Source organism: Azonexus sp. (assembly GCF_030824335.1).
GTDB lineage: Bacteria > Pseudomonadota > Gammaproteobacteria > Burkholderiales > Rhodocyclaceae > Azonexus.
On the sequence record NZ_JAVBXX010000031.1, the window covers coordinates 20,860 to 40,171 of the forward strand.

21 protein-coding genes are annotated in these 19,312 nt (G+C 60.1%); 18 read left to right on the top strand and 3 right to left on the bottom strand.

Annotated elements, in window-relative coordinates; genetic code table 11:
* Positions 1–2: 2 nt before the first annotated feature.
* Entirely contained in the window at positions 3–560 is a 558-nt protein-coding gene (locus RCI20_RS15195) for a thioredoxin family protein (protein WP_306606952.1), read from the bottom strand.
* A 42-nt stretch (positions 561–602) separates the two neighbouring features.
* Here RCI20_RS15195 and RCI20_RS15200 point away from each other — a divergent pair, with 42 nt between their 5' ends.
* From RCI20_RS15200 to argA, 3 genes are read left to right on the top strand one after another with little or no spacing between them, the layout of a single operon-like run.
* Complete coding sequence (locus tag RCI20_RS15200) at positions 603–1,352, top strand: 16S rRNA (uracil(1498)-N(3))-methyltransferase (protein WP_306606954.1); 750 nt, start codon at positions 603–605, stop codon at positions 1,350–1,352.
* A 5-nt stretch (positions 1,353–1,357) separates the two neighbouring features.
* Entirely contained in the window at positions 1,358–2,854 is a 1,497-nt protein-coding gene (pap, locus tag RCI20_RS15205) for a polyphosphate:AMP phosphotransferase (RefSeq protein WP_306606956.1), read from the top strand.
* A 1-nt stretch (position 2,855) separates the two neighbouring features.
* Positions 2,856–4,175: an amino-acid N-acetyltransferase gene (argA, locus tag RCI20_RS15210; RefSeq protein WP_306606958.1), complete on the top strand. Its 1,320-nt coding sequence runs from the start codon at positions 2,856–2,858 to the stop codon at positions 4,173–4,175.
* Between the two features lie 41 nt (positions 4,176–4,216).
* Here argA and RCI20_RS15215 read toward each other — a convergent pair whose 3' ends face one another.
* A complete protein-coding gene (locus tag RCI20_RS15215) occupies positions 4,217–5,917 on the bottom strand; it encodes a sigma-54-dependent Fis family transcriptional regulator (RefSeq protein ID WP_306606960.1) in 1,701 nt (566 codons plus the stop codon).
* A 368-nt stretch (positions 5,918–6,285) separates the two neighbouring features.
* Between RCI20_RS15215 and RCI20_RS15220 the strand changes: the two genes are divergently transcribed.
* From RCI20_RS15220 to RCI20_RS15250, 7 genes are all read left to right on the top strand, one after another.
* Entirely contained in the window at positions 6,286–6,561 is a 276-nt protein-coding gene (locus RCI20_RS15220) for a phenol hydroxylase subunit (protein ID WP_306606962.1), read from the top strand.
* A gap of 37 nt (positions 6,562–6,598) precedes the next feature.
* Positions 6,599–7,588, top strand: a complete 990-nt coding sequence (locus RCI20_RS15225; protein ID WP_306606964.1) for an aromatic/alkene monooxygenase hydroxylase subunit beta — start codon at positions 6,599–6,601, stop codon at positions 7,586–7,588.
* Between the two features lie 8 nt (positions 7,589–7,596).
* The gene (locus RCI20_RS15230) at positions 7,597–7,866 is read left to right on the top strand and encodes an MmoB/DmpM family protein (protein WP_306606967.1); all 270 of its coding nucleotides are present in this window, start codon (positions 7,597–7,599) and stop codon (positions 7,864–7,866) included.
* A gap of 13 nt (positions 7,867–7,879) precedes the next feature.
* On the top strand, positions 7,880–9,433 hold the full coding sequence (locus tag RCI20_RS15235) for an aromatic/alkene/methane monooxygenase hydroxylase/oxygenase subunit alpha (protein WP_306606968.1): 1,554 nt from the start codon (positions 7,880–7,882) through the stop codon (positions 9,431–9,433).
* A gap of 65 nt (positions 9,434–9,498) precedes the next feature.
* A complete protein-coding gene (locus tag RCI20_RS15240; protein ID WP_306606970.1) occupies positions 9,499–9,858 on the top strand; it encodes a phenol hydroxylase subunit P4 in 360 nt (119 codons plus the stop codon).
* A gap of 12 nt (positions 9,859–9,870) precedes the next feature.
* Positions 9,871–10,932 carry an NADH:ubiquinone reductase (Na(+)-transporting) subunit F gene (locus RCI20_RS15245; RefSeq protein ID WP_306606971.1) on the top strand — a complete coding sequence of 354 codons (1,062 nt, stop codon included), beginning with the start codon at positions 9,871–9,873 and terminating at the stop codon, positions 10,930–10,932.
* A gap of 41 nt (positions 10,933–10,973) precedes the next feature.
* Positions 10,974–11,318, top strand: a complete 345-nt coding sequence (locus RCI20_RS15250) for a 2Fe-2S iron-sulfur cluster binding domain-containing protein (RefSeq protein WP_306606973.1) — start codon at positions 10,974–10,976, stop codon at positions 11,316–11,318.
* On the opposite strand, the gene RCI20_RS15255 is transcribed toward RCI20_RS15250, so the two are convergent.
* Entirely contained in the window at positions 11,301–12,035 is a 735-nt protein-coding gene (locus RCI20_RS15255) for an FCD domain-containing protein (protein WP_306606975.1), read from the bottom strand. The genes RCI20_RS15250 and RCI20_RS15255 overlap by 18 nt on opposite strands.
* Positions 12,036–12,240: 205 nt before the next feature.
* Between RCI20_RS15255 and RCI20_RS15260 the strand changes: the two genes are divergently transcribed.
* The 8 genes from RCI20_RS15260 to dmpG all read left to right on the top strand — a co-directional run.
* Complete coding sequence (locus RCI20_RS15260) at positions 12,241–13,170, top strand: catechol 2,3-dioxygenase (protein ID WP_306606977.1); 930 nt, start codon at positions 12,241–12,243, stop codon at positions 13,168–13,170.
* Positions 13,170–13,598, top strand: coding sequence for a heme-binding protein (locus RCI20_RS15265; protein WP_306606979.1), 429 nt, complete (start codon positions 13,170–13,172; stop codon positions 13,596–13,598). Before RCI20_RS15260 ends, RCI20_RS15265 begins: the two co-directional genes overlap by 1 nt.
* Before the next feature lie 42 nt (positions 13,599–13,640).
* Positions 13,641–15,095: a 2-hydroxymuconic semialdehyde dehydrogenase gene (locus RCI20_RS15270; RefSeq protein WP_306606981.1), complete on the top strand. Its 1,455-nt coding sequence runs from the start codon at positions 13,641–13,643 to the stop codon at positions 15,093–15,095.
* Between the two features lie 12 nt (positions 15,096–15,107).
* On the top strand, positions 15,108–15,944 hold the full coding sequence (locus tag RCI20_RS15275; protein WP_306606983.1) for an alpha/beta fold hydrolase: 837 nt from the start codon (positions 15,108–15,110) through the stop codon (positions 15,942–15,944).
* Positions 15,945–15,956: 12 nt separating this feature from the next.
* The gene (gene dmpE / locus RCI20_RS15280; RefSeq protein WP_306606985.1) at positions 15,957–16,739 is read left to right on the top strand and encodes a 2-oxopent-4-enoate hydratase; all 783 of its coding nucleotides are present in this window, start codon (positions 15,957–15,959) and stop codon (positions 16,737–16,739) included.
* A gap of 14 nt (positions 16,740–16,753) precedes the next feature.
* A complete protein-coding gene (locus RCI20_RS15285; protein WP_306606986.1) occupies positions 16,754–17,548 on the top strand; it encodes an SDR family NAD(P)-dependent oxidoreductase in 795 nt (264 codons plus the stop codon).
* A 25-nt stretch (positions 17,549–17,573) separates the two neighbouring features.
* Positions 17,574–18,500, top strand: coding sequence for an acetaldehyde dehydrogenase (acetylating) (locus tag RCI20_RS15290; protein WP_306606988.1), 927 nt, complete (start codon positions 17,574–17,576; stop codon positions 18,498–18,500).
* A 12-nt stretch (positions 18,501–18,512) separates the two neighbouring features.
* Positions 18,513–19,312, top strand: an 800-nt coding sequence (gene dmpG / locus RCI20_RS15295) for a 4-hydroxy-2-oxovalerate aldolase (RefSeq protein ID WP_306606990.1), incomplete at its 3' end; no start/stop codon positions are given.

Below are 19,312 nucleotides of genomic sequence, written 5' to 3' on the forward strand. Positions count from 1 at the left end.
AATTAGTTAGTACGCCATTTGATCGAACAGCCGATGGAGGCGGCCTGATCCTGCGGTCCACGGCCGGTTTCAGCGATTTTCTGCATGGCCTCGAACAGCTCGCGTGGCGCATCCGGTGGCCCCGGGTTTCTGCCGGATGCGTCGAGTCGACCGCGATATTGCAGTTCGAGCTGACTGTTATAGCCGAAAAAGTCCGGTGTGCACACCGCGCCATAATTGCGGGCAACGCTTTGGTCGGCGTCGAGCAGGTAAGGGAAGGGAAAGTCCAGTTCGCTGGCCCAGCGTTGCATGTTGGCAAACGAATCCTCGGGATAGGCGTCGCTGTCGTTGCTCATGATGGCGACACTGCCGATGCCCCGTGAGCGCAGTTCCCGGCAGTCGCGGATCAGGCGGTCAATGATCGCTTTGACGTAGGGGCAGTGATTGCAGATGAAGGCGACCAGCAGGCCGTTCGGGCCGCGGCAGTCGGCTAGACGGTAGCGCTTGCCGTCGGTGCCCGGCAATTCGAAATCGCCGGCCGGCTGGCCAAAATCGCAGACCGGTGGATTGAGTGCCGCCATGATGCTCCCTTCGAATGCAAATTTCGCCGCATAATAGCACCGATGAATCTGCCCCGTTTTTATTGCCGGGAGGCCCTTGCACCGGGCGCCCACGTTGAATTGCCCGAACCTGTGGCGCGTCATGCCGTGCGCGTTTTGCGTCTGCCGCCGGGGGCGCCGATGGTCTTGTTCGATGGTCGAGGTGGCGAGTATCTGGCACACATCCAGCGCATCGAGCGCGATCGGGTGCTGGTCGAGCTGGCGGGCTGGACCGAGATCGAACGCGAGTCACCCTTGTCCGTCACGCTGATCCAGGCGCTGCAGGCGGGGGAAAAGATGGATTTCACCATCCAGAAGGCGGTCGAGCTGGGCGTGCGCGACATCGTGCCGGTGGAAAGCCGGCGCAGCGTGCTCAAGCTGGCTGGAGAGCGGGCGGCGAAGCGTGTTGCGCACTGGCAAGGTGTGGTTGCGGCGGCCTGCGAACAATGCGGCCGCAATCAGCTGCCGCTGGTCGCCCCGCTGGAGCGGCTGGATCGTTGGCTGGCCCGGCCTGCCGGTAGTGCTGACAGCGCGCCTCTGCGTTTGCTGCTGGCGCCGGATGTGGAGAATACGCTGGCCGATATCGCGCCAGCGACGAATGTACAACTGTTGATCGGTGCCGAAGGGGGGCTGGATCCGCAGGAGATTGCCGCAGCAAGACAGGTCGGTTTCCAGGCGGTACGCATGGGACCGCGGGTGTTGCGGACGGAAACGGCGGGTCTGGCGGCACTGGCCGTCCTGCAGGCCTTGTGGGGTGATTTCAAAGGGGGGTAGACAACATGTTCGAATCGGCAGAACTCGGTCACGAGATCGACAAGGAAACATTCAAGAAAGAAGTACCTAAACTGCGCGCGGCATTGCTTGACGTGCAGTACGACGTACTGCAGAAAAAGGAATTTCCGGTCGTCATCCTGATTTCCGGGGTCGACGGCAGCGGCAAGGGCGAAACCATCAACCTGCTGTATTCGTGGATGGACCCACGCCACATCTCGACCTTGGCTTTTTCTTCGCCCAGTGACGAAGAGGCTGCCCGGCCGTACATGTGGCGCTATTGGCGGGCGCTGCCAGCCAAAGGCAAAGTGGGGATTTTTGCCGGCTCCTGGTATTCGCAACCGATTGCCGATCGCATTACCGGTGCCATGCGGCGCGCCGAACTCGATGAGCGACTGGACGACATCAACCGCTTCGAGGCCATGCTGGTCAATGAAGGCGCGCTGGTCTTGAAGTTCTGGTTTCACCTGTCCAAGGACGGCCAGAAGAAACGCCTGAAAGCACTGGAAAAAGACCCGCGCACTGCTTGGCGGGTGACCAAGGCCAGTTACGACCGCTTGAAAACCTATGACAAGCTGCAGGATGTGGCCGGCCACGTGCTGCGCGTGACCAATACCGCCAAGGCGCCGTGGATCATTGTCGAGGGCACGGACGATGCCTATCGTTCGTTGACCGTCGGCCGTATCGTGCTCGAAGCGATGAAGCGTCGTTTGCTGCAGCCGCGCCAGGAGGTGCCGGTGGCGCCGCCCATCGTGCATGCGATTGACCAGAAGAACGTGCTGAGCGAACTGGATCTGACGCAGCGCCTGACCAAGAAAGATTACGAAAGCCAGTTAACCAAGTACCAGTCCCGGCTGTCCGAACTGGTGCGTGATCCGCGTTTTGTCGGCAAGCATTCGCTGGTCCTGGTCTTCGAGGGGGCGGACGCCGCCGGCAAGGGCGGCAGCATCCGGCGGATCGGGGCATCGATGGATGCCCGGCAATACCAGATCGTGCCAATTGCCGCGCCGACCGAGGAAGAACGGGCGCAGCCGTACTTGTGGCGTTTCTGGCGGCATCTGCCACGCATCGGCCGGGTGACGATTTTCGACCGTTCCTGGTACGGTCGCGTGCTGGTCGAGCGCGTCGAAGGTTTTTGTTCCGAAGCCGACTGGCTACGGGCCTACGCCGAAATCAACGATTTCGAACACCAACTGGACGATTCCGGGGCCATCGTGGTCAAGTTCTGGCTGCAAATTTCTGCCGAAGAGCAGTTGCGGCGTTTCAAGGAGCGCCAGGACACCGAGTTCAAACGCTTCAAGATTACCGAAGAAGACTGGCGCAACCGGGAAAAGTGGGATGAGTACGTGACCGCCGTCTGCGATATGGTCGACCGCACCTCAACCGGCCAGGCACCGTGGACGCTGGTTGAGGCCAATGACAAAAACTTCGCCCGGGTGAAAATTCTGAAAACCTTGTGCGAGCGACTCGAACAGACGCTGGATTCAACAGGAAAAAAAGCCTGACATGAGTGAACATGCCTACGACGAATCCTTCGTCTCCTGGTTCCGGGCGGTAACGCCCTATATCAACGCTTTTCGCGGCAAGACCTTCGTCATTGCCTTCGGTGGCAAGGCAATTGCCAGCGAATTCATCAAGACGCTGGCTTACGACGTGAACCTGCTGGCCAGCCTGGGCATCCGCCTGGTGCTGGTACATGGTGCGCGGCCGCAGATCGAAGAGGAACTGCGCGAGAAGAATATCGAGTCGAAATACCATCGGGGCTATCGCGTCACCGATGCCGCGACGCTCGATTGCGTGCTCGACGCCGTAGGCAGCGTCTACCTGGAAATTGAAGCCATGCTGTCGCAAGGCTTGCCCAATACGCCGATGGCCAACAGCCGGATTCGTGTCATCGGCGGCAATTTCATTACCGGCCAGCCGATCGGCGTACTCGACGGCATCGACATGCATTACGCCGGCAAGGTGCGCAAGGTGGACGCCGAAGGCATCAATGCCCAGCTTGGCCTGGGTAACATCGTGCTGCTCAACTGCGAAGGACCATCGCCGACCGGGGAAATCTTCAACCTGCAGATGGAAGAAGTAGCCGAAGCCATCGCCGGTGCGCTGAAGGCAGACAAGCTGGTGTATCTGACCGACAGCACGGGCGTAACCGACCAGGCCGGCGAACTGCTCGATGCAATGACCGCCGACGAGGCGTCGCAATTGCTGCGCGATGCCGACTGGCTGACCACCGACATCAAGCGTTATCTGCCCTGCGTGGTGCGGGCCAGCCGGGCCGGTGTCGGGCGGGTACACCTGATCAGTTTCGCGCTGGACGGCGCGCTGTTGCGCGAATTGTTTACGCACGACGGGGTGGGGACGGTCATCACCCGCGAATCGCTGGAAAATATCCGCGAAGCCAAACCCGACGATATCGCTGCGCTGATTGCCCTGATCGAACCGATGGAGCAGGAAGGCATTCTCGTCCAGCGTCCGCGCGAGTTGCTGGAGCGGGAAATCGAACAGTTCTCGGTCATGCTGCACGACGGCATCATGGTCGGCTGCGCGGCACTTTATCCGCATTCGGAAGAAGAAGCCGAACTGGCTTGCCTGGCAGTCAGCCACGATCACCGCGAATGGGGTTACGGCGAGCAGTTGATGGAACGTATCGTCCGGCGGGCCAAGAAAATGGGGGTCAAGCGCCTGTTCGTGCTGACCACGCGCACCGAACACTGGTTTGTCGAGCGCGGTTTCAAGCTGGGTACGGTCGACGACCTGCCGGCGGCAAAAAAGGAAATGTACAACTACCAGCGGCGTTCCAAGGTCTTGTTCAAGACCTTGTGATGGCGGAGAAGGAGGCCATCCTCCTTCTTGTTCTCGGTGGTCTAGTTACTTTCGGCAAAGCTTTCCGGCAAAGCCCCGGTTTTTTTCAGTCGGTATTGCAGTTGGGGGCGGGTGATGCCGAGCAGTCGCGCCGCCTTGGCCAGATTGCCGTCGGATTTGAGAACGGCCGCTTCGAGCAGGCTGGATTCCAGTTCATCCAGTTGAATGCCGCTGCTGAAAATGGCATTGAGCAGGCTCGATTTCTGACACGGGTTGGCGGTGTTTTCCAGGTGGCCGCTCGATGAGATCGAGCATTCCCAGTCGCCAGCCTCGGCGATTTGAGTGAACAGGTGTTCCAGTTCTATCCAGCCGCCAGGCGGCGCAAGAATGACGCCACGCTCGATCATGTTTTCCAGTTCGCGGATATTGCCCGGCCATTGATAGGCAGTAATCGCTTGCATGGTTTTATCGCTGACGCCGAGCAGCTTCTTTTCATAAAGTGTGCAGAAGCGGCTGAGCATGGCATCGACCAGCAAGGGGATGTCGGCCACCCGGTCGCGCAGGGCGGGAATCTTGATCGGATAGACATTCAGCCGGTAGAACAGGTCCAGCCTGAAACGCCCTTCCTTGGCCGCCGTTTGCAAATCCACATTGGTTGCCGCGACGATGCGCACGTTGATTTTCCGGACCCGGTCGTCGCCCAGCCGTTCGATTTCGCCTTCCTGCAACACGCGGAGCAATTTGGCCTGGGCCGCCAGCGGCAGCTCGCCGATCTCGTCGAGAAAGATGGTGCCGCCATCGGCCCGTTCGAACTTTCCGATGCGCGAATTCTGGGCGCCGGTGAAGGCACCTTTCTCAACGCCGAACAATTCCGACTCGATCAGGTCGTTGGGCAGGGCGGCGCAATTGATCGCGACAAATGGCCCTTGTTTGCGCTTGCTGTTCTGATGCAGGGTGCGGGCGAAGCGTTCCTTGCCGACGCCGGTTTCGCCAAGCAGCAGTACGCTGACTTGGGTGTCCGAGGCGCGCAGCACGAGATCGTGGGCTTGCTTGAAACCCTTCGAACAGCCAACCAGTTGCGGCGCCTGGGTTTGCTGGGTGATGCTGCTGCGCAGGTAGTCGACCTGGTTACGCAGTTCCAGCAGGTGCGTGAGCATTGAGTCGGATTCGAAGTAGGTGGCGTGTTCTGCCGCGTCATCCCATTCCTCCAGCGGTTTGCCGACGATGCGGCAATGGTTGTGGCCGGCACCGACGCACTCCACTTCCTTGAACAGGATGAAACGGCCCATGAAGGCCGAGGTATAGCCGGAGGCATAGCCGATTTGCGACCAGCACACCGGCTCGTCGGACTGGCCGAATTCTCTCGTATGGACTTCCTGTTCCCAGGCGTTTTCCCAGCGAAATTCGCCATTGAAGCGGCCGCTGTCGATATCCATGTCGACCTGGATCGGCGTCACCCGGACGACCCCTTCGAGCATGTGCAGTTGCGGCCCGGTGAAGAATGCGTCCTGTAGCGATTGGTGACCGCGAATGCGCATCGCCAGTTCGGCATCACGCACGCCCGAGGCATAACCCATGCGGGTGAGCAGGCGCCGGGCGTGCTCCTTGCCGACGGAGCCGATCAGCTCCTTGCGCAAGGTGCCCAGTGCCGAGGTATGCATCAGCACCATGCGGTTTTCCGCCAGCCAGATCGTGCCGTCCTTCTCCGAGAAACGGACCAGTTCGCGCAGGTCGTTTGCTTCCGGGTATTGAATTATCGCCATCTTGTCTCTCTACCAATGCCTGGTCTTTGTTCCCGGTGGGAGGTGCCAAGTCTTTATGAATTCGATTTTACTGCCTGGCGTGCATCACCTGCCGGCCGTGTCAGCGCAAATCATATTTTAATTCTCGAGAATTTTTATAAATATTGGTTTTTGTTGCTGGCGGGATGTCGACCGCAAGTGCGCGGCAAGGTGATCAATTGATTAATCAAAAGATAACGAGTTCATCAAATCGTAATTCATTGCTGGCTCATGGTCATGGTAATTTTTTTAGAAATTCATTTAAAACAATGACTTGTTGCTATGGCACGCTCCTTGATTAGTAGTTGGCTCCGGCGGGAATGAAAACGCCGTTATCAGGAGATTGCAGCATGGGGCAGCAAGAGATGACACAACCGGCTACCGGTTTCGATGCAACGCGTCGCTACGTCCGTGTTTGCGAACGGCGACCGGATGGCTTTATCGAGTTCGAGTTCGCCATTGGCGACCCGGCCTTGTGCGTCGAGTTGATGCTGCCCGAAGCGGCTTTCCATGAGTTCTGTCTGGCCAATGAAGTCATTGTTCTTGATCCCGCCAAGCCCGGTCAGGGCGACTGGGCGGCACGCTTGAATGCAGCTTCGCGGCAGGACATCGCAGACGCAGTTTGACTACTCCCGTTCGCGGGAATAACAACAGGAGACAACTATGCAGATCGATCTGCGCACGGTATCCATCAAGCCGTTGCGACATACCTTCGACCACATCGCGCGGCGCTTTGGCGATAAGCCGGCCAGCCGCTATCAGGAAGGTACTTACGACATCCAGCAAACGGATATCTTTCACTATCGTCCGTTGTGGGAACCCGAGCGCAAGCTGTTCGACAAGGCCCGCACCCAAGTCGAGATGAAGGATTGGTACGACCTGAAGGACCCGCGCCAGTTCTACTACGGCGCCTGGACCATCGCCCGTTCCCGCCAGCAGGATGCCGCCGAGTCCTGCTTCGACATGATCGAGGATCGGCAACTGGGCGACATCATTCCGGCCGAAGTTCGTCAGATGGCACTCGATATTCTGGTACCGATGCGCCATGTCGAGTGGGGCGGCAACATGGGTAATTCCTATATTTCGGCCTACGGTTACGGTACGGCGATTACCCAGCCCTGCCTGTATCACGCGATGGATCACCTGGCAGTCGCCCAGTATCTGACCCGGATCGGTCTGGTGCTTGATGGCCCGGCATCGCTGGATAAGGCCAAGGATGCCTGGATGCAGGGCGCGATGTGGCAGCCGATGCGCCAGCACGTGGAAAACCTGCTGGTGTTGCAGGACTGGTTCGAGATTTTTGTCGCTCAGAACCTGGTACTCGAAGGTCTTGCTTACCCGATGCTGTACGACTATCTGGACGGCGATTTTTCAGCCAACGGTGGCACGGCGATTTCGATGATGACCCGCTTCATGGCCGAGTGGTCTACCGAAACCGCCAAGTGGGTGGATGCACAGATCAAGGTGGCGGCCGCCGAGTCGCCGGAAAACGCCGCGCTGCTCAGCGCCTGGGTTCGTCAGTATCGCGCCCCGACGCTTGCCGCGCTGGCGCCCCTGGCGGCCCGTGCCTTCGGCGACAAGGCGGGCGATGTGCTGGCGGAAGTGACATCCCAATTCAACGCACGCTGCGCCAAAGCCGGCCTCTCTGTTTAGGAAATTTCATGTCAAAAGTATTTATCGCCTTTCAGCTCAACGAAGAGACACGGCCGATCATCGAAGCCGTACTCGCCGACAACCCGCATGCCGTCGCTGTTGATTCGCCGGCCATGGTGAAGATCGATGCCGAGGGGGAGTTGGTCATCAAGCGCGAATCGATCGAGGCCTTGATCGGGCGTTCGTTCGATTTGCAGGAGTTGCAGATCAACCTGATCACCATTTCCGGTCATCTCGACGAAGACGATGACGAATTCCGCTTGTCCTGGCCGAAATAAAGAGGAGACAAACATGGACATGAAAGCCAGCAAGAAAAAACTGGGCCTGAAAGAGAAATATGCCCACATGACCCGTGGCCTGGGTTGGGAAACCTCCTACCAACCGATGGACAAGGTCTTCCCGCAAGCTACTTTTGAAGGCATCAAGATTCACGACTGGGACAAGTGGGAAGATCCGTTCCGCCTGACCATGGATGCCTACTGGAAGTATCAGGCGGAAAAGGAGCGCAAGCTCTATGCCGTGCTCGATGCCTTCGCCCAGAACAACGGCCACCTCGGCATCACCGATGCGCGCTACCTGAATGCGGTCAAATTGTTCCTGACCGGCATCTCGCCGCTGGAGTATGTGGCGCACCGCGGTTTCGCTGCCGCCGGGCGCAATTTCCCCGGCGTTGGCCCGCGCGTCGCCTGCCTGATGCAGTCGGTCGATGAAGTGCGTCACGCACAGACGCAGATTCACGCACTGTCCAATTACAACAAGCACTACGACGGCTTCCACGACTTCAAGCACATGCTGGAACGCGTCTGGTATCTGTCGGTGCCCAAGTCCTTCTTCGACGATGCCTTCAGTGCCGGCCCCTTCGAATGGATGATCGCCATCGGCTTCTCCTTCGAGTACGTGCTGACCAACCTGCTGTTCGTGCCCTTCATGTCCGGTGCCGCCTACAACGGCGACATGGCAACGGTGACCTTCGGCTTCTCGGCGCAGTCCGACGAAGCCCGCCACATGACGCTGGGCCTCGAGTGCATCAAGTTCATGTTGGAGCAGGACCCGGACAACCTGCCCATCGTCCAGAAGTGGATCGACAAGTGGGCCTGGCGCGGTATCCGCGTGCTGACCCTGGTCGGCATGATGATGGATTACATGCTGCCGAAGCGCGTGATGAGCTGGAAGGAAGCCTGGGAAATTTATTTCGAACAGAACGGCGGCGCGCTGTTCAACGACCTGGCCAAGTACGGCATCAAGGTGCCGGAATGCCTGACCCAGTGCACCGAAGACAAGGAACACGTCTCGCATCAGGCCTGGGCGACTTTCTACCAGTACGGCGGCGCTGCGGCATTCCATACCTGGATGCCGAACGACGAGGAAATGGACTGGCTGTCGGCCAAGTACCCGAACACCTTCGACAAGTACTACCGCGCCCGTTTCACCCATTGGCGCGATGAGGCCGAGAAGGGTAACCGCTTCTACACCAATACCTTGCCGATGCTTTGTCAGGTGTGCCAGATCCCGATGCTGTTCACCGAGCCGGGCGATCCGACCAAGATCTGCTATCGCGAGTCCGAGTACCAGGGGGAGAAATACCACACCTGTTCCGACGGCTGTAAGCACATCTTCGACGATGAGCCGGAGAAATACATCCAGGCCTGGCTGCCGGTGCACCAGATTTATCAGGGCAACTGCTTCCCCGAGGGCACCGATCCGACGGCGGAAGGATTCGATCCGCTGGCTGCCGTGCTCGACTGGTACCACTTCAACAATGGCAAGGACAACATGGATTTCGAAGGCTCGCGTGACCAGGCGAACTTTGCCATGTGGCGCGGCATGGCGACCAAAAACACCTGAGCGATTGAACAAAAACCGGGAGTGGTGCCGCAGCCGGCGCTGCTCCCGACAACAAGGAGACAAACATGGCAGTACAAGCCCTCAAGGATTACCAGTTTTCCCCCGCCGATTCACAGGACAAATTCCACGGCGGCCAGTTGCTCTATGTCGGTTGGGACGATCATCTGATGTTCTGCGCCCCTTTTGCCTATTGCCTGCCGCCGAGCACGCGTTTCGGCGATCTGTGCGAAAAAATCATGGCGCATTCCTTCGGCTATCACCCGGACTGGAAAAAGGTGGATTTCGCTACGGTCACCTGGTTGAAGTCCGGCCAGCCGTTTCAGCCTGACATGAACAAGACGCTGGCTGAGTTGGGACTCAAGCACAAGGACATCTTGCGCTTCCAGACGCCGGGCCTCAAAGGCATCGCCGGCACCTGTTCGTAAACCGGGGGCGTCATGAGCTACGAACTGACCATAGAGCCGCTCGGCCAGACCATCGAGGTCGAGGACGGGCAAACGATACTTGATGCGGCGCTGCGCGCCGGCATCTACCTGCCGCATGCCTGCTGTCACGGCCTGTGCGCCACCTGCAAGGTGCAGGTGGTGGATGGCGAAGTCGATCATGGCGAGGCATCGACCTTTGCCCTGATGGACTTCGAGCGTGAGGAAGGCAAGACGCTGGCCTGCTGCGCTCGTCTGCAATGCGATAGCGTCATCGAGGCGGAAATCGACGACGATCCGGACGCAGAAAATCTGCCCGTCGAGGATTACACCGGGGAAGTGGTCCGTATCGAAGCCTTGACGCCCACCATTCGCGGCATCTGGCTGAAACTGGATCGGCCGATGCATTTTCAGGCCGGGCAATACATCAATCTCGAAATTCCTGCGGTCGACGGCCAATCCAGGGCATTTTCGCTGGCCAACTCGCCGCAGCAGTCGGACATGGTCGAGTTGAACGTGCGTATCGTGCCGGGCGGCTTGGTGACGACCTGGTTGCACGAATCCCTGCAAGTCGGCGACAGGCTCAAAATTGCCGGCCCTTACGGGCGTTTCTTCGTCAAGAAATCGGCCAATCTGCCGCTGATTTTCATGGCCGGCGGCTCCGGCCTGTCGAGTCCGAAATCGATGATCGAAGACCTGCTGCAGCAAGACTGTAGTTTGCCGATTACGTTGATCTACGGGCAGCGCAATCGCGACGAGTTGTATTACCACGCCGAGTTTGCCGCGCTGGCCGCGAAATATCCGAATTTCAGTTACGTGCCGGCGCTGTCGCATGAACCGGAAGCATCGGATTGGCACGGTGCCCGGGGTTTTGTGCATGAGGCGGCCAAGGCTCACTTCGCCAATGATTTTCGCGGCCACAAGGCTTACCTGTGCGGTCCGCCAGCGATGATCGAAGCCTGTATCTCGACGCTGATGCAGGGGCGTTTGTTCGAACGCGATATCTACATGGAGAAATTCTTCTCGGCGGCCGATGCCTCGCAACAACTGAAAAGCCCGCTGTTCAAGAACCTCTGACGAGGTCTGAAATCGCGGGAATAAAAATACTGGAGACAAGCGTGGTTTATTACAACGTGTTGATCGAGGAAACCGGCGAAAGTTTTCGTTGTTCGCCGCAAGAAACCTTGCTCGCCGGGATGGAGCGACTCGGCCGCAAAGGCATTCCGGTCGGTTGCCGGGGGGGCGGCTGCGGCGTTTGCAAGATCGAAATCACCGCCGGCACCTATCTCAAGCGGGTCATGAGCCGGGAATACGTCAGCCTCGACGATGAGGCTGCCGGGCGGGTGCTGGCCTGTCGCGTCCGGCCGACCAGCGATATCCGCCTGCGCGTACTGGGAAAAATGAGCAAAAACCTGTGTCGACCGCAGCAGCCGGCTGCGCTCGTCTCAGCCTTGGCTCTGTGAGGCGGGCTCCGGGCTTTTCTTGTTCAGCAATTCGGCGGGAATGATCTGGATGGAGCGCAGCGTGGTCAGGATATGTTCGGCCATGATGGCGCTGGCTTTTTCCTTGTCGCGCGCCATCGTCGCTTTGAACAGGGCTTCGTGTTCGCCGTGCACGTCACGCGGAATGGGTTGCAGGTACAGCGACAGGCGGCGATAGCGTTCGGCCTGGTGGTAGAGGATGGCGAGGAAGTGTTTGATCCAGCGGGACGGGCAGGCGGAAATCAGGACTTCATGAAAGAGCCGGTTGCGTTCTTCCCATTCCTCGCGCGTCCTTGGGTCGCCCAGTTTTTCCTCGGCTTTCGACAGGCGGTGGAAGGCCGACAGCAGGGCGCCCTCCCAGGCGTCGTCGCCGAGTTCGATCGATTGGCGCAAGGCTTCGCATTCCAGCATGACACGGGTGTTGGTGATGTCCGCGATGTCTTCCAGCGACACCGGCGCGACACGAAAGCCGCGCTGCCCCTGGCTGACAACCAGCGCGTCGGCAATCAGTAGCGACAGGGCTTCACGCAATGTGCCGGCGCCGACCCCGTAGTTTTCCTTCAGGTGTTCGACGCGCAGTTTTTCACCGGGGGCGAGGTGGCCTTCGATGATGTCGCGGCGCAGTCCCCGGTAGGCGGATTCGACCAGGGTTTTGGGTTCGGCAGCGAGCGGGGCGGATTTTTTTGGTGTGCTGGGCATGAAAAAAAGCCTCTGTAAATTGGTTTGACCGTGGTCCTGAATTCTACCCGAGTCGAGGAATTTAGATGATTTATAAAAATCTCGAGAAAAGTTATTGACATCGAGATTGTGCGGCAATATCGTTATAGTAAATCGATTGCATCAAGTGGTTGTGCTTGGCAGGTCTTGGTGCGGTCATCAAACACAACAAGAGAGGAGCAAACAAATGGCAATGACTGGCGTACTGCGTCCGGGGCACATTCAACTCAAGGTGCTCGATCTGGACGAAAGTGTTGGTTTTTATTCGAACGTGCTGGGTCTGACCGAAACCGGTCGTGACTCACAGGGCCGTGTTTATTTCAAGGCCTGGGACGAGCGCGATCATCACAGCGTGATCCTGCGCCAGGCCGATAGTGCCGGCATCGACTTCTTCGCCTTCAAGGTCGATAGCGATGCGACGCTGGCCAAGCTGGAAAAGGATTTGAATGCCTACGGCGTGGCGACGCGCCGCATCCCGGCTGGCGACTTGCTGGAAACGGGCGAACGCGTCCGCTTCACGCTGCCCACCGGGCACGACATCGAGCTGTATGCGCACAAGACGGAAGTCGGCAACGGCATGAGCGATGTCAATCCGGAAGCCTGGACCGCCGCCGCCGAAAAGGGCATCGCGCCGATCCGTCTCGATCACTGCCTGCTTTACGGGCCGGATATCGAAAAGGCGCAGGCCATCTTCCAGGACGTGCTGGGTTTCTATCTGGTCGAACACATCCAGCTCGAAGACGGCAAGACCGATCTGGCGATCTGGCTATCCTGTTCGATCAAGGCGCACGACATCGCCTTTGTCCGCCATCCGGAGCCGGGCAAGCTGCATCACGTTTCCTTCCTGCTCGAGAGCTGGGAAAAAGTGCTGCGCGCCGCCGACATCATGTCGATGAATCGCGTCTCCATCGATATCGGCCCGACGCGACATGGCGTGACCCGTGGCACAACCATTTACGCCTTTGATCCGAATGGCAACCGCTTTGAAACCTTCTGCGGCGGCTACCAGTGTTATCCAGACAACAAGCCGACCAAATGGACGATGGACGAAGTCGGGGCGGCGGTGTTCTACCACGACCGCAAACTGAACGACGCCTTCCTGAGCGTGGTGACCTGATGCAAGTCGCCGCCCCGATGGCCGGAATTTCTGCCGCCGCGGCAGCCGCTGCCTGTTCGGCAGCGGTCGATTACGCAACGGCGCAAGGCTGGCGGATCAATGTCGCCGTGGTCGACCGGGGCGGCAATCTGATGGCCTTCCTGCGCATGCCCGGCGCTTTCATCCACTCGATCGATATCGCTATCGACAAGGCCTACACCTCAGCCAGCTTCGGTTTTCCGACCAAGGCCTGGATGGGCGCCATCGGCCACGATGACGGCATGAAGCTGGGCTTTGCCGCGCAGCCCCGGCTGATTGTTTTCGGCGGTGGTTTGCCGATTGCCGAAGGCGCTGGCGAGTGGTTGGGCGGGATAGGCGTTTCCGGCGCATCGGAGGCGCAGGACGAAGAATGTGCGCGCGCCGGCCTGGCGGCAATTGGCCTGGCTTGAGTGTGGCAAATGAGCAGCAAACAAAAATAGGAAAACAAGGGAATGAAACAAATCCTGAATTTCATCAACGGTGAGTTTGTCGCCACGGGCAAGCAGTTCGAGAAGCGTACGCCGCTTGATAACTCCGTCATCGGTATGGTGCACGAAGCCGGCAAGGCCGAAGTCGATGCCGCCGTCCAGGCCGCCCACGCTGCGCTGCGCGGCCCATGGGGCAAGATGACGGTGGCCGAACGTACCGACATCCTGAACAAGGTGGCCGACGAGATCACCCGTCGCTTCGACGAGTTCCTCGACGCCGAATGCGCCGATACCGGCAAGCCGAAGAGCCTCGCGTCGCACATCGATATCCCGCGCGGTGCGGCCAATTTCAAGATTTTCGCCGACGTGATCAAGAACGCGCCGACCGAGTTCTTCGAAATGGCCACGCCGGATGGCAAGGGCGCTTTGAACTACGCGGTACGCCGCCCGGTTGGTGTGGTCGGCGTCGTCTGTCCGTGGAACCTGCCGCTGCTGCTGATGACCTGGAAGGTCGGTCCGGCGCTGGCCTGCGGTAACACGGTGGTCGTCAAACCATCCGAAGAAACGCCGTCGACCGCAACATTGCTCGGCGAAGTGATGAATGCCTGCGGCGTGCCGAAGGGCGTCTATAACGTCGTGCATGGCTTCGGACCGAATTCGGCCGGTGAATTCCTGACCACCAACCAGGGTGTCAATGCGATCACCTTCACCGGCGAAACGCGCACCGGCGAAATCATCAACAAGGCAGCAGCGCATGGCTCGCGTCCGGTGTCGCTGGAAATGGGCGGCAAGAATCCGGGCATCGTCTTTGCCGACGCCGACCTCGATGTCGCCATCGAAGCCACGCTGCGTTCCTGTTTCGCCAACTGCGGCCAGGTCTGCCTGGGCACCGAGCGGGTCTATGTCGAGCGGCCGATCTTCGACGAGTTCGTTGCCCGCCTGAAGGCCGGTGCCGAGAAACTCAAGCTCGGCGTGCCGGATGATCCGGCCACCAACATGGGGCCGCTGGTCAGCCAGGAACATCGCGACAAGGTGCTGTCGTATTACAAGAAGGCGGTCGAGGAAGGCGCCACGGTCGTTACCGGCGGCGGCATTCCCGACATGCCGGGCGAGCTGGCCAACGGCGCCTGGGTGCAGCCGACCATCTGGACCGGTCTGGACGACAGCGCGACGGTGGTGCGCGAAGAAATTTTCGGACCGTGTACGACGGTCATGCCCTTCGACAGCGAAGACGAAGTGATCCAGCGCGCCAACAACACGACCTACGGTCTGGCCGCCTCTGTGTTCACGCAGAACGTCAATCGTGCCCACCGCGTTGCGGCACAGATGGAAGTCGGTCTGGTCTGGGTCAACAGCTGGTTCCTGCGCGATTTGCGCACCCCGTTCGGTGGTGCCAAGCAGTCCGGTATCGGCCGTGAAGGCGGCGTGCATTCGCTCGAGTTCTACACCGAACTCAAGAACGTCTGCATCAAGCTGTAAGGCGAGTCGAACATGTCCGCAACTTCCCCGGAAATCGGCCTGCGCATCAAGGCGGGCGGCATCGAAACCAACTACCACGATGTCGGCGCAGTCTCCGGCAATGGGCGGCCGGTGCTGCTTATCCATGGTTCCGGACCGGGCGTCACGGCCTGGGCCAACTGGCGTCTGGTGTTGCCGGAACTGGGCAAGGCCTGCCGGGCGATTGCGCCGGACATGGTCGGTTTCGGTTACACCGAGCGGCCGGCCGGTGTGCTGTACAGCCTCGATGGCTGGGTGAATCACGCCATCGGCCTGCTCGATGCGCTGGGTATCGAACAGACCGACCTGATCGGCAATTCCTTCGGTGGTGCGGTTTCGCTGGCTTTGGCCATTCGCCACCCGCAACGCGTGCGCCGGCTGGTCTTGATGGGCAGCGCCGGCGTGCCGTTCGAGATCACGCCGGAACTGGATGCGGTCTGGGGCTACCAGCCGTCGTTGGCGGCAATGCGCGGCCTGCTCGACATCTTCGCTTACGACCGCACGCTGGTCACCGACGAGCTGGCCGAGCTGCGTTATCAAGCCAGCATCCGTCCCGGCTTCCAGGAAGCGTTTGCCGCCATGTTCCCGGCCCCGCGTCAGCGCTGGGTCGAGGCCATGGCCAGTCGCGAAGCCGATGTCCGGGGTATCCAGCACAAGACGCTGCTCATCCACGGGCGTGACGACCGGGTTATCCCGCTGAGCACCTCGGTCACGCTGAATAGCTGGATCGACAACTCGCAACTGCATGTATTCGGCCGCTGCGGGCACTGGGTCCAGATCGAACACAACCGCGAATTCAACCGGCTGGTCAGCAATTTCCTGGCCGAATAAAGAGAAAGCATCATGGAAAAATCGCAAATCAAACAACTGGGCGACGAACTGTACGCAGCGCTGGTCAGCGGCCGGACTGTCAGCCCGCTGACTTCGCGCGGCTTCGACATCAGCATCGAGGACGCCTATCACATCCAGCAGCAGATGCTGTCCCGGCGTCTGGAAAAGGGCGAGCGCGTGATCGGCAAGAAGATCGGCGTGACCAGCAAGCCGGTAATGAACCTGCTTGGCGTGCATCAGCCGGATTTCGGTTACCTGCTCGACGGCATGGTGTACAACGAGGGCGAATCCATCGCCATGGATACGCTGATCCAGCCGAAGGCCGAAGGCGAAATCGCTTTCCTGCTGAAGAAGGACCTGCAAGGCCCGGGCGTTACCGCTGCCGATGTGCTGGCCGCCACCGAAGGCGTCATGGCCTGCTTCGAGATCGTCGATTCGCGCATCACCGACTGGAAGATCAAGATCCAGGACACCGTCGCCGACAACGCTTCCTGCGGCGTCTTCGTGCTCGGCGACCAACTGGTCGATATTGCCAATGTCGACCTTGGCCTGTGCGGCATGGTCCTCGAAAAGAACGGCGAGATCGTCGTCACTGGTGCCGGTGCGGCGACCATGGGCCATCCGGTCAACGCCATGGTCTGGCTGGCCAATACGCTGGGCAATCTGGGCATCGCCCTGAAAGCCGGCGACATCGTGCTGTCCGGCGCGATGGGGGCGATGGTCCCGGTGGTCAAGGGCGACAACCTGCGCATGACCATTGGCGGTATCGGTGGTTGTTCGGTGCGTTTCGTTTAAGTCGGGCCGCGACAATGGACTTCCAGATAAACGGCAAAATTGCCCTGATTTCCGGGTCGACCGCAGGAATCGGCTTTGCCATAGCCTGCGAACTGGCCCGCGAAGGCGCGACGGTGGTAATCAACGGGCGCAGCCAGCAAAGCGTCGATGCGGCGCTTGGCCGCTTGCGGGCGCAGGTCGCCGGGGCTGACGTGCAGGGTGTGGCAGCCGATCTGTCTACGCCGGCCGGCTGCCAGACGCTGTTCGCCGCCTGTCCGCAGGTCGACATCCTGGTCAACAACCTCGGCATCTTCGACCCGCAGCCCTTCGAGGCCATTGCGGACGACGAATGGCAGCGCTTCTTCGACGTCAATGTGATGAGCGGCGTGCGTCTGTCCCGCCATTACCTGCCGGCCATGAAGGCGGCCAACTGGGGGCGTATCGTTTTCATCTCCAGCGAATCCGGCATCAACACGCCGGGCGAGATGGTGCATTACGGCATGACCAAGTCGGCCCAGCTGGCGGTGTCGCGCGGCCTGGCCCAGAGCTGCGCCGGTAGCGGGGTCACGGTCAATGCCGTGCTGCCCGGTCCGACGCGTTCGGAAGGCGTCGGCGAATTCTTTGCCAAGCTGGCCGCCGATTCGGGCATCAGCCTCGATGCAATGGAACGCCGCTTCTTCGCCGAAGGCCGGCCGACCTCCATCCTGAAACGCATGATCGATCCGGCTGAAGTGGCGGCGCTGGTTGCCTACGTCTGTAGCGCACGCGCCGCGGCAACCACCGGTGCCGCGCTGCGCGTCGAAGGCGGCATCGTTTCCACGATTTGTTGAACACATCCCAACAAGGACTACGAATATGACTCAAAAAATCAAATGCGCGCTGATCGGTCCGGGCAACATCGGCACCGACCTGCTGTACAAGTTGAAGCGCAGCCCCTTCCTGGAGCCGGTCTGGATGATCGGCATTGATCCGGAATCGGAAGGCCTCAAGCGGGCGGCCGAGATGGGCCTGAAGACCTGCGCGACCGGCGTCGACGGCTTCCTGCCGCACGTGCTGGCAGACAATATCCAGATCGCCTTCGATGCGACCTCGGCCTATGTGCATGCCGAGAACAGCCGCAAGCTGAATGCGCTGGGCGTCTTGATGATCGACCTGACGCCGGCCGCCATCGGTCCGTACTGCGTGCCGCCGGTCAATCTGAAGGAGCACGTCGGCAAGCGCGAGATGAACGTCAACATGGTCACCTGCGGCGGGCAGGCGACCATCCCGATGGTCGCTGCCGTATCACGCGTCCAGCCGGTGGCCTACGGCGAAATCGTCGCCACCGTGTCGTCCAAATCGGCCGGTCCGGGCACGCGCAAGAACATTGATGAATTCACCCGCACCACCGCTGGCGCGGTCGAGAAGGTCGGCGGGGCGAAAAAGGGTAAGGCGATCATCATCATCAACCCGGCCGAACCGCCGCTGGTCATGCGCGACACCGTGCACTGTCTGACGGTCGACACCCCGGATCAGGCAAAAATCACCGAATCGATCCACGCCATGATCCTGGAAGTCCAGAAATACGTGCCGGGTTACCGCCTGGTCAATGGCCCGGTGTTCGACGGCAACCGCGTCTCCGTCTACATGGAAGTCACCGGCCTCGGCGACTTCCTGCCGACCTACGCCGGCAACCTCGACATCATGACCGCCGCCGGGGCGCGCACCGCCGAGATGTTCGCTGAAGAAATGATCAAGGGCACGCTCAAGCTTGAGCCCGTCGTTGCTCAATCCGTGGCCTAAGGAGAAGAAGAAATGACACTGAAAGGCAAGAAAGTCACCGTCCACGACATGACCCTGCGCGACGGCATGCATCCCAAGCGGCACCTGATGACGCTGGACCAGATGGTCAGCATCGCCAGCGGCCTCGATGCCGCTGGCGTACCGCTGATCGAAGTCACCCACGGCGATGGCCTGGGCGGTTCTTCGGTCAACTACGGTTTCCCGGCCCATACCGACGAGGAATACCTTGGCGCGGTGATTCCGAAGATGAAGCAGGCCAAGGTCTCGGCACTGTTACTGCCGGGCATCGGCACCGTCGATCACCTGAAGATGGCGCGTGATCTGGGCGTCAACACCATTCGCGTCGCCACCCACTGCACCGAGGCTGACGTCTCGGAGCAGCACATCACGATGGCGCGCAAGCTCGACATGGATACCGTCGGCTTCCTGATGATGGCGCACATGAACAGCGCCGAAGGCTTGGTCAAGCAGGCCAAGCTGATGGAAGGCTATGGCGCCAACTGCATCTACGTCACCGACTCGGCCGGCCACCTGCTGCCCGAGGGCGTCAAGGAACGTCTCAGTGCCGTGCGTGCCGCGCTGAAGCCGGAAACCGAACTCGGTTTCCACGGCCACCACAACCTGGCCATGGGCGTGGCGAACAGCATCGCGGCCATCGAAGTCGGCGCCAACCGCATCGATGCAGCCGCTGCCGGTCTCGGGGCCGGCGCCGGCAACACGCCGATGGAAGTGCTGATCGCCGTGTGCAGCCTGATGGGCATCGAGACCGGGGTCGATGTCGCGAAGATCACCGACGTCGCCGAAGACCTCGT

What these genes read in the sequence shown, in the direction of transcription:
- RCI20_RS15265 (WP_306606979.1), top strand. Translation starts at nt 13,170, where the DNA reads ATGCAAGTCGCCGCCCCGATGGCCGGAATTTCTGCCGCCGCGGCAGCC.
- RCI20_RS15220 (WP_306606962.1), top strand. Translation starts at nt 6,286, where the DNA reads ATGGGGCAGCAAGAGATGACACAACCGGCTACCGGTTTCGATGCAACG.
- argA (WP_306606958.1), top strand. Translation starts at nt 2,856, where the DNA reads ATGAGTGAACATGCCTACGACGAATCCTTCGTCTCCTGGTTCCGGGCG.
- RCI20_RS15225 (WP_306606964.1), top strand. Translation starts at nt 6,599, where the DNA reads ATGCAGATCGATCTGCGCACGGTATCCATCAAGCCGTTGCGACATACC.
- dmpE (WP_306606985.1), top strand. Translation starts at nt 15,957, where the DNA reads ATGGAAAAATCGCAAATCAAACAACTGGGCGACGAACTGTACGCAGCG.
- RCI20_RS15215 (WP_306606960.1), bottom strand. Translation starts at nt 5,917, where the DNA reads ATGGCGATAATTCAATACCCGGAAGCAAACGACCTGCGCGAACTGGTC.
- RCI20_RS15240 (WP_306606970.1), top strand. Translation starts at nt 9,499, where the DNA reads ATGGCAGTACAAGCCCTCAAGGATTACCAGTTTTCCCCCGCCGATTCA.
- RCI20_RS15235 (WP_306606968.1), top strand. Translation starts at nt 7,880, where the DNA reads ATGGACATGAAAGCCAGCAAGAAAAAACTGGGCCTGAAAGAGAAATAT.
- RCI20_RS15230 (WP_306606967.1), top strand. Translation starts at nt 7,597, where the DNA reads ATGTCAAAAGTATTTATCGCCTTTCAGCTCAACGAAGAGACACGGCCG.
- RCI20_RS15200 (WP_306606954.1), top strand. Translation starts at nt 603, where the DNA reads ATGAATCTGCCCCGTTTTTATTGCCGGGAGGCCCTTGCACCGGGCGCC.
- RCI20_RS15260 (WP_306606977.1), top strand. Translation starts at nt 12,241, where the DNA reads ATGGCAATGACTGGCGTACTGCGTCCGGGGCACATTCAACTCAAGGTG.
- RCI20_RS15275 (WP_306606983.1), top strand. Translation starts at nt 15,108, where the DNA reads ATGTCCGCAACTTCCCCGGAAATCGGCCTGCGCATCAAGGCGGGCGGC.
- RCI20_RS15245 (WP_306606971.1), top strand. Translation starts at nt 9,871, where the DNA reads ATGAGCTACGAACTGACCATAGAGCCGCTCGGCCAGACCATCGAGGTC.
- RCI20_RS15195 (WP_306606952.1), bottom strand. Translation starts at nt 560, where the DNA reads ATGGCGGCACTCAATCCACCGGTCTGCGATTTTGGCCAGCCGGCCGGC.
- RCI20_RS15290 (WP_306606988.1), top strand. Translation starts at nt 17,574, where the DNA reads ATGACTCAAAAAATCAAATGCGCGCTGATCGGTCCGGGCAACATCGGC.
- RCI20_RS15285 (WP_306606986.1), top strand. Translation starts at nt 16,754, where the DNA reads ATGGACTTCCAGATAAACGGCAAAATTGCCCTGATTTCCGGGTCGACC.
- RCI20_RS15255 (WP_306606975.1), bottom strand. Translation starts at nt 12,035, where the DNA reads ATGCCCAGCACACCAAAAAAATCCGCCCCGCTCGCTGCCGAACCCAAA.
- pap (WP_306606956.1), top strand. Translation starts at nt 1,358, where the DNA reads ATGTTCGAATCGGCAGAACTCGGTCACGAGATCGACAAGGAAACATTC.
- RCI20_RS15270 (WP_306606981.1), top strand. Translation starts at nt 13,641, where the DNA reads ATGAAACAAATCCTGAATTTCATCAACGGTGAGTTTGTCGCCACGGGC.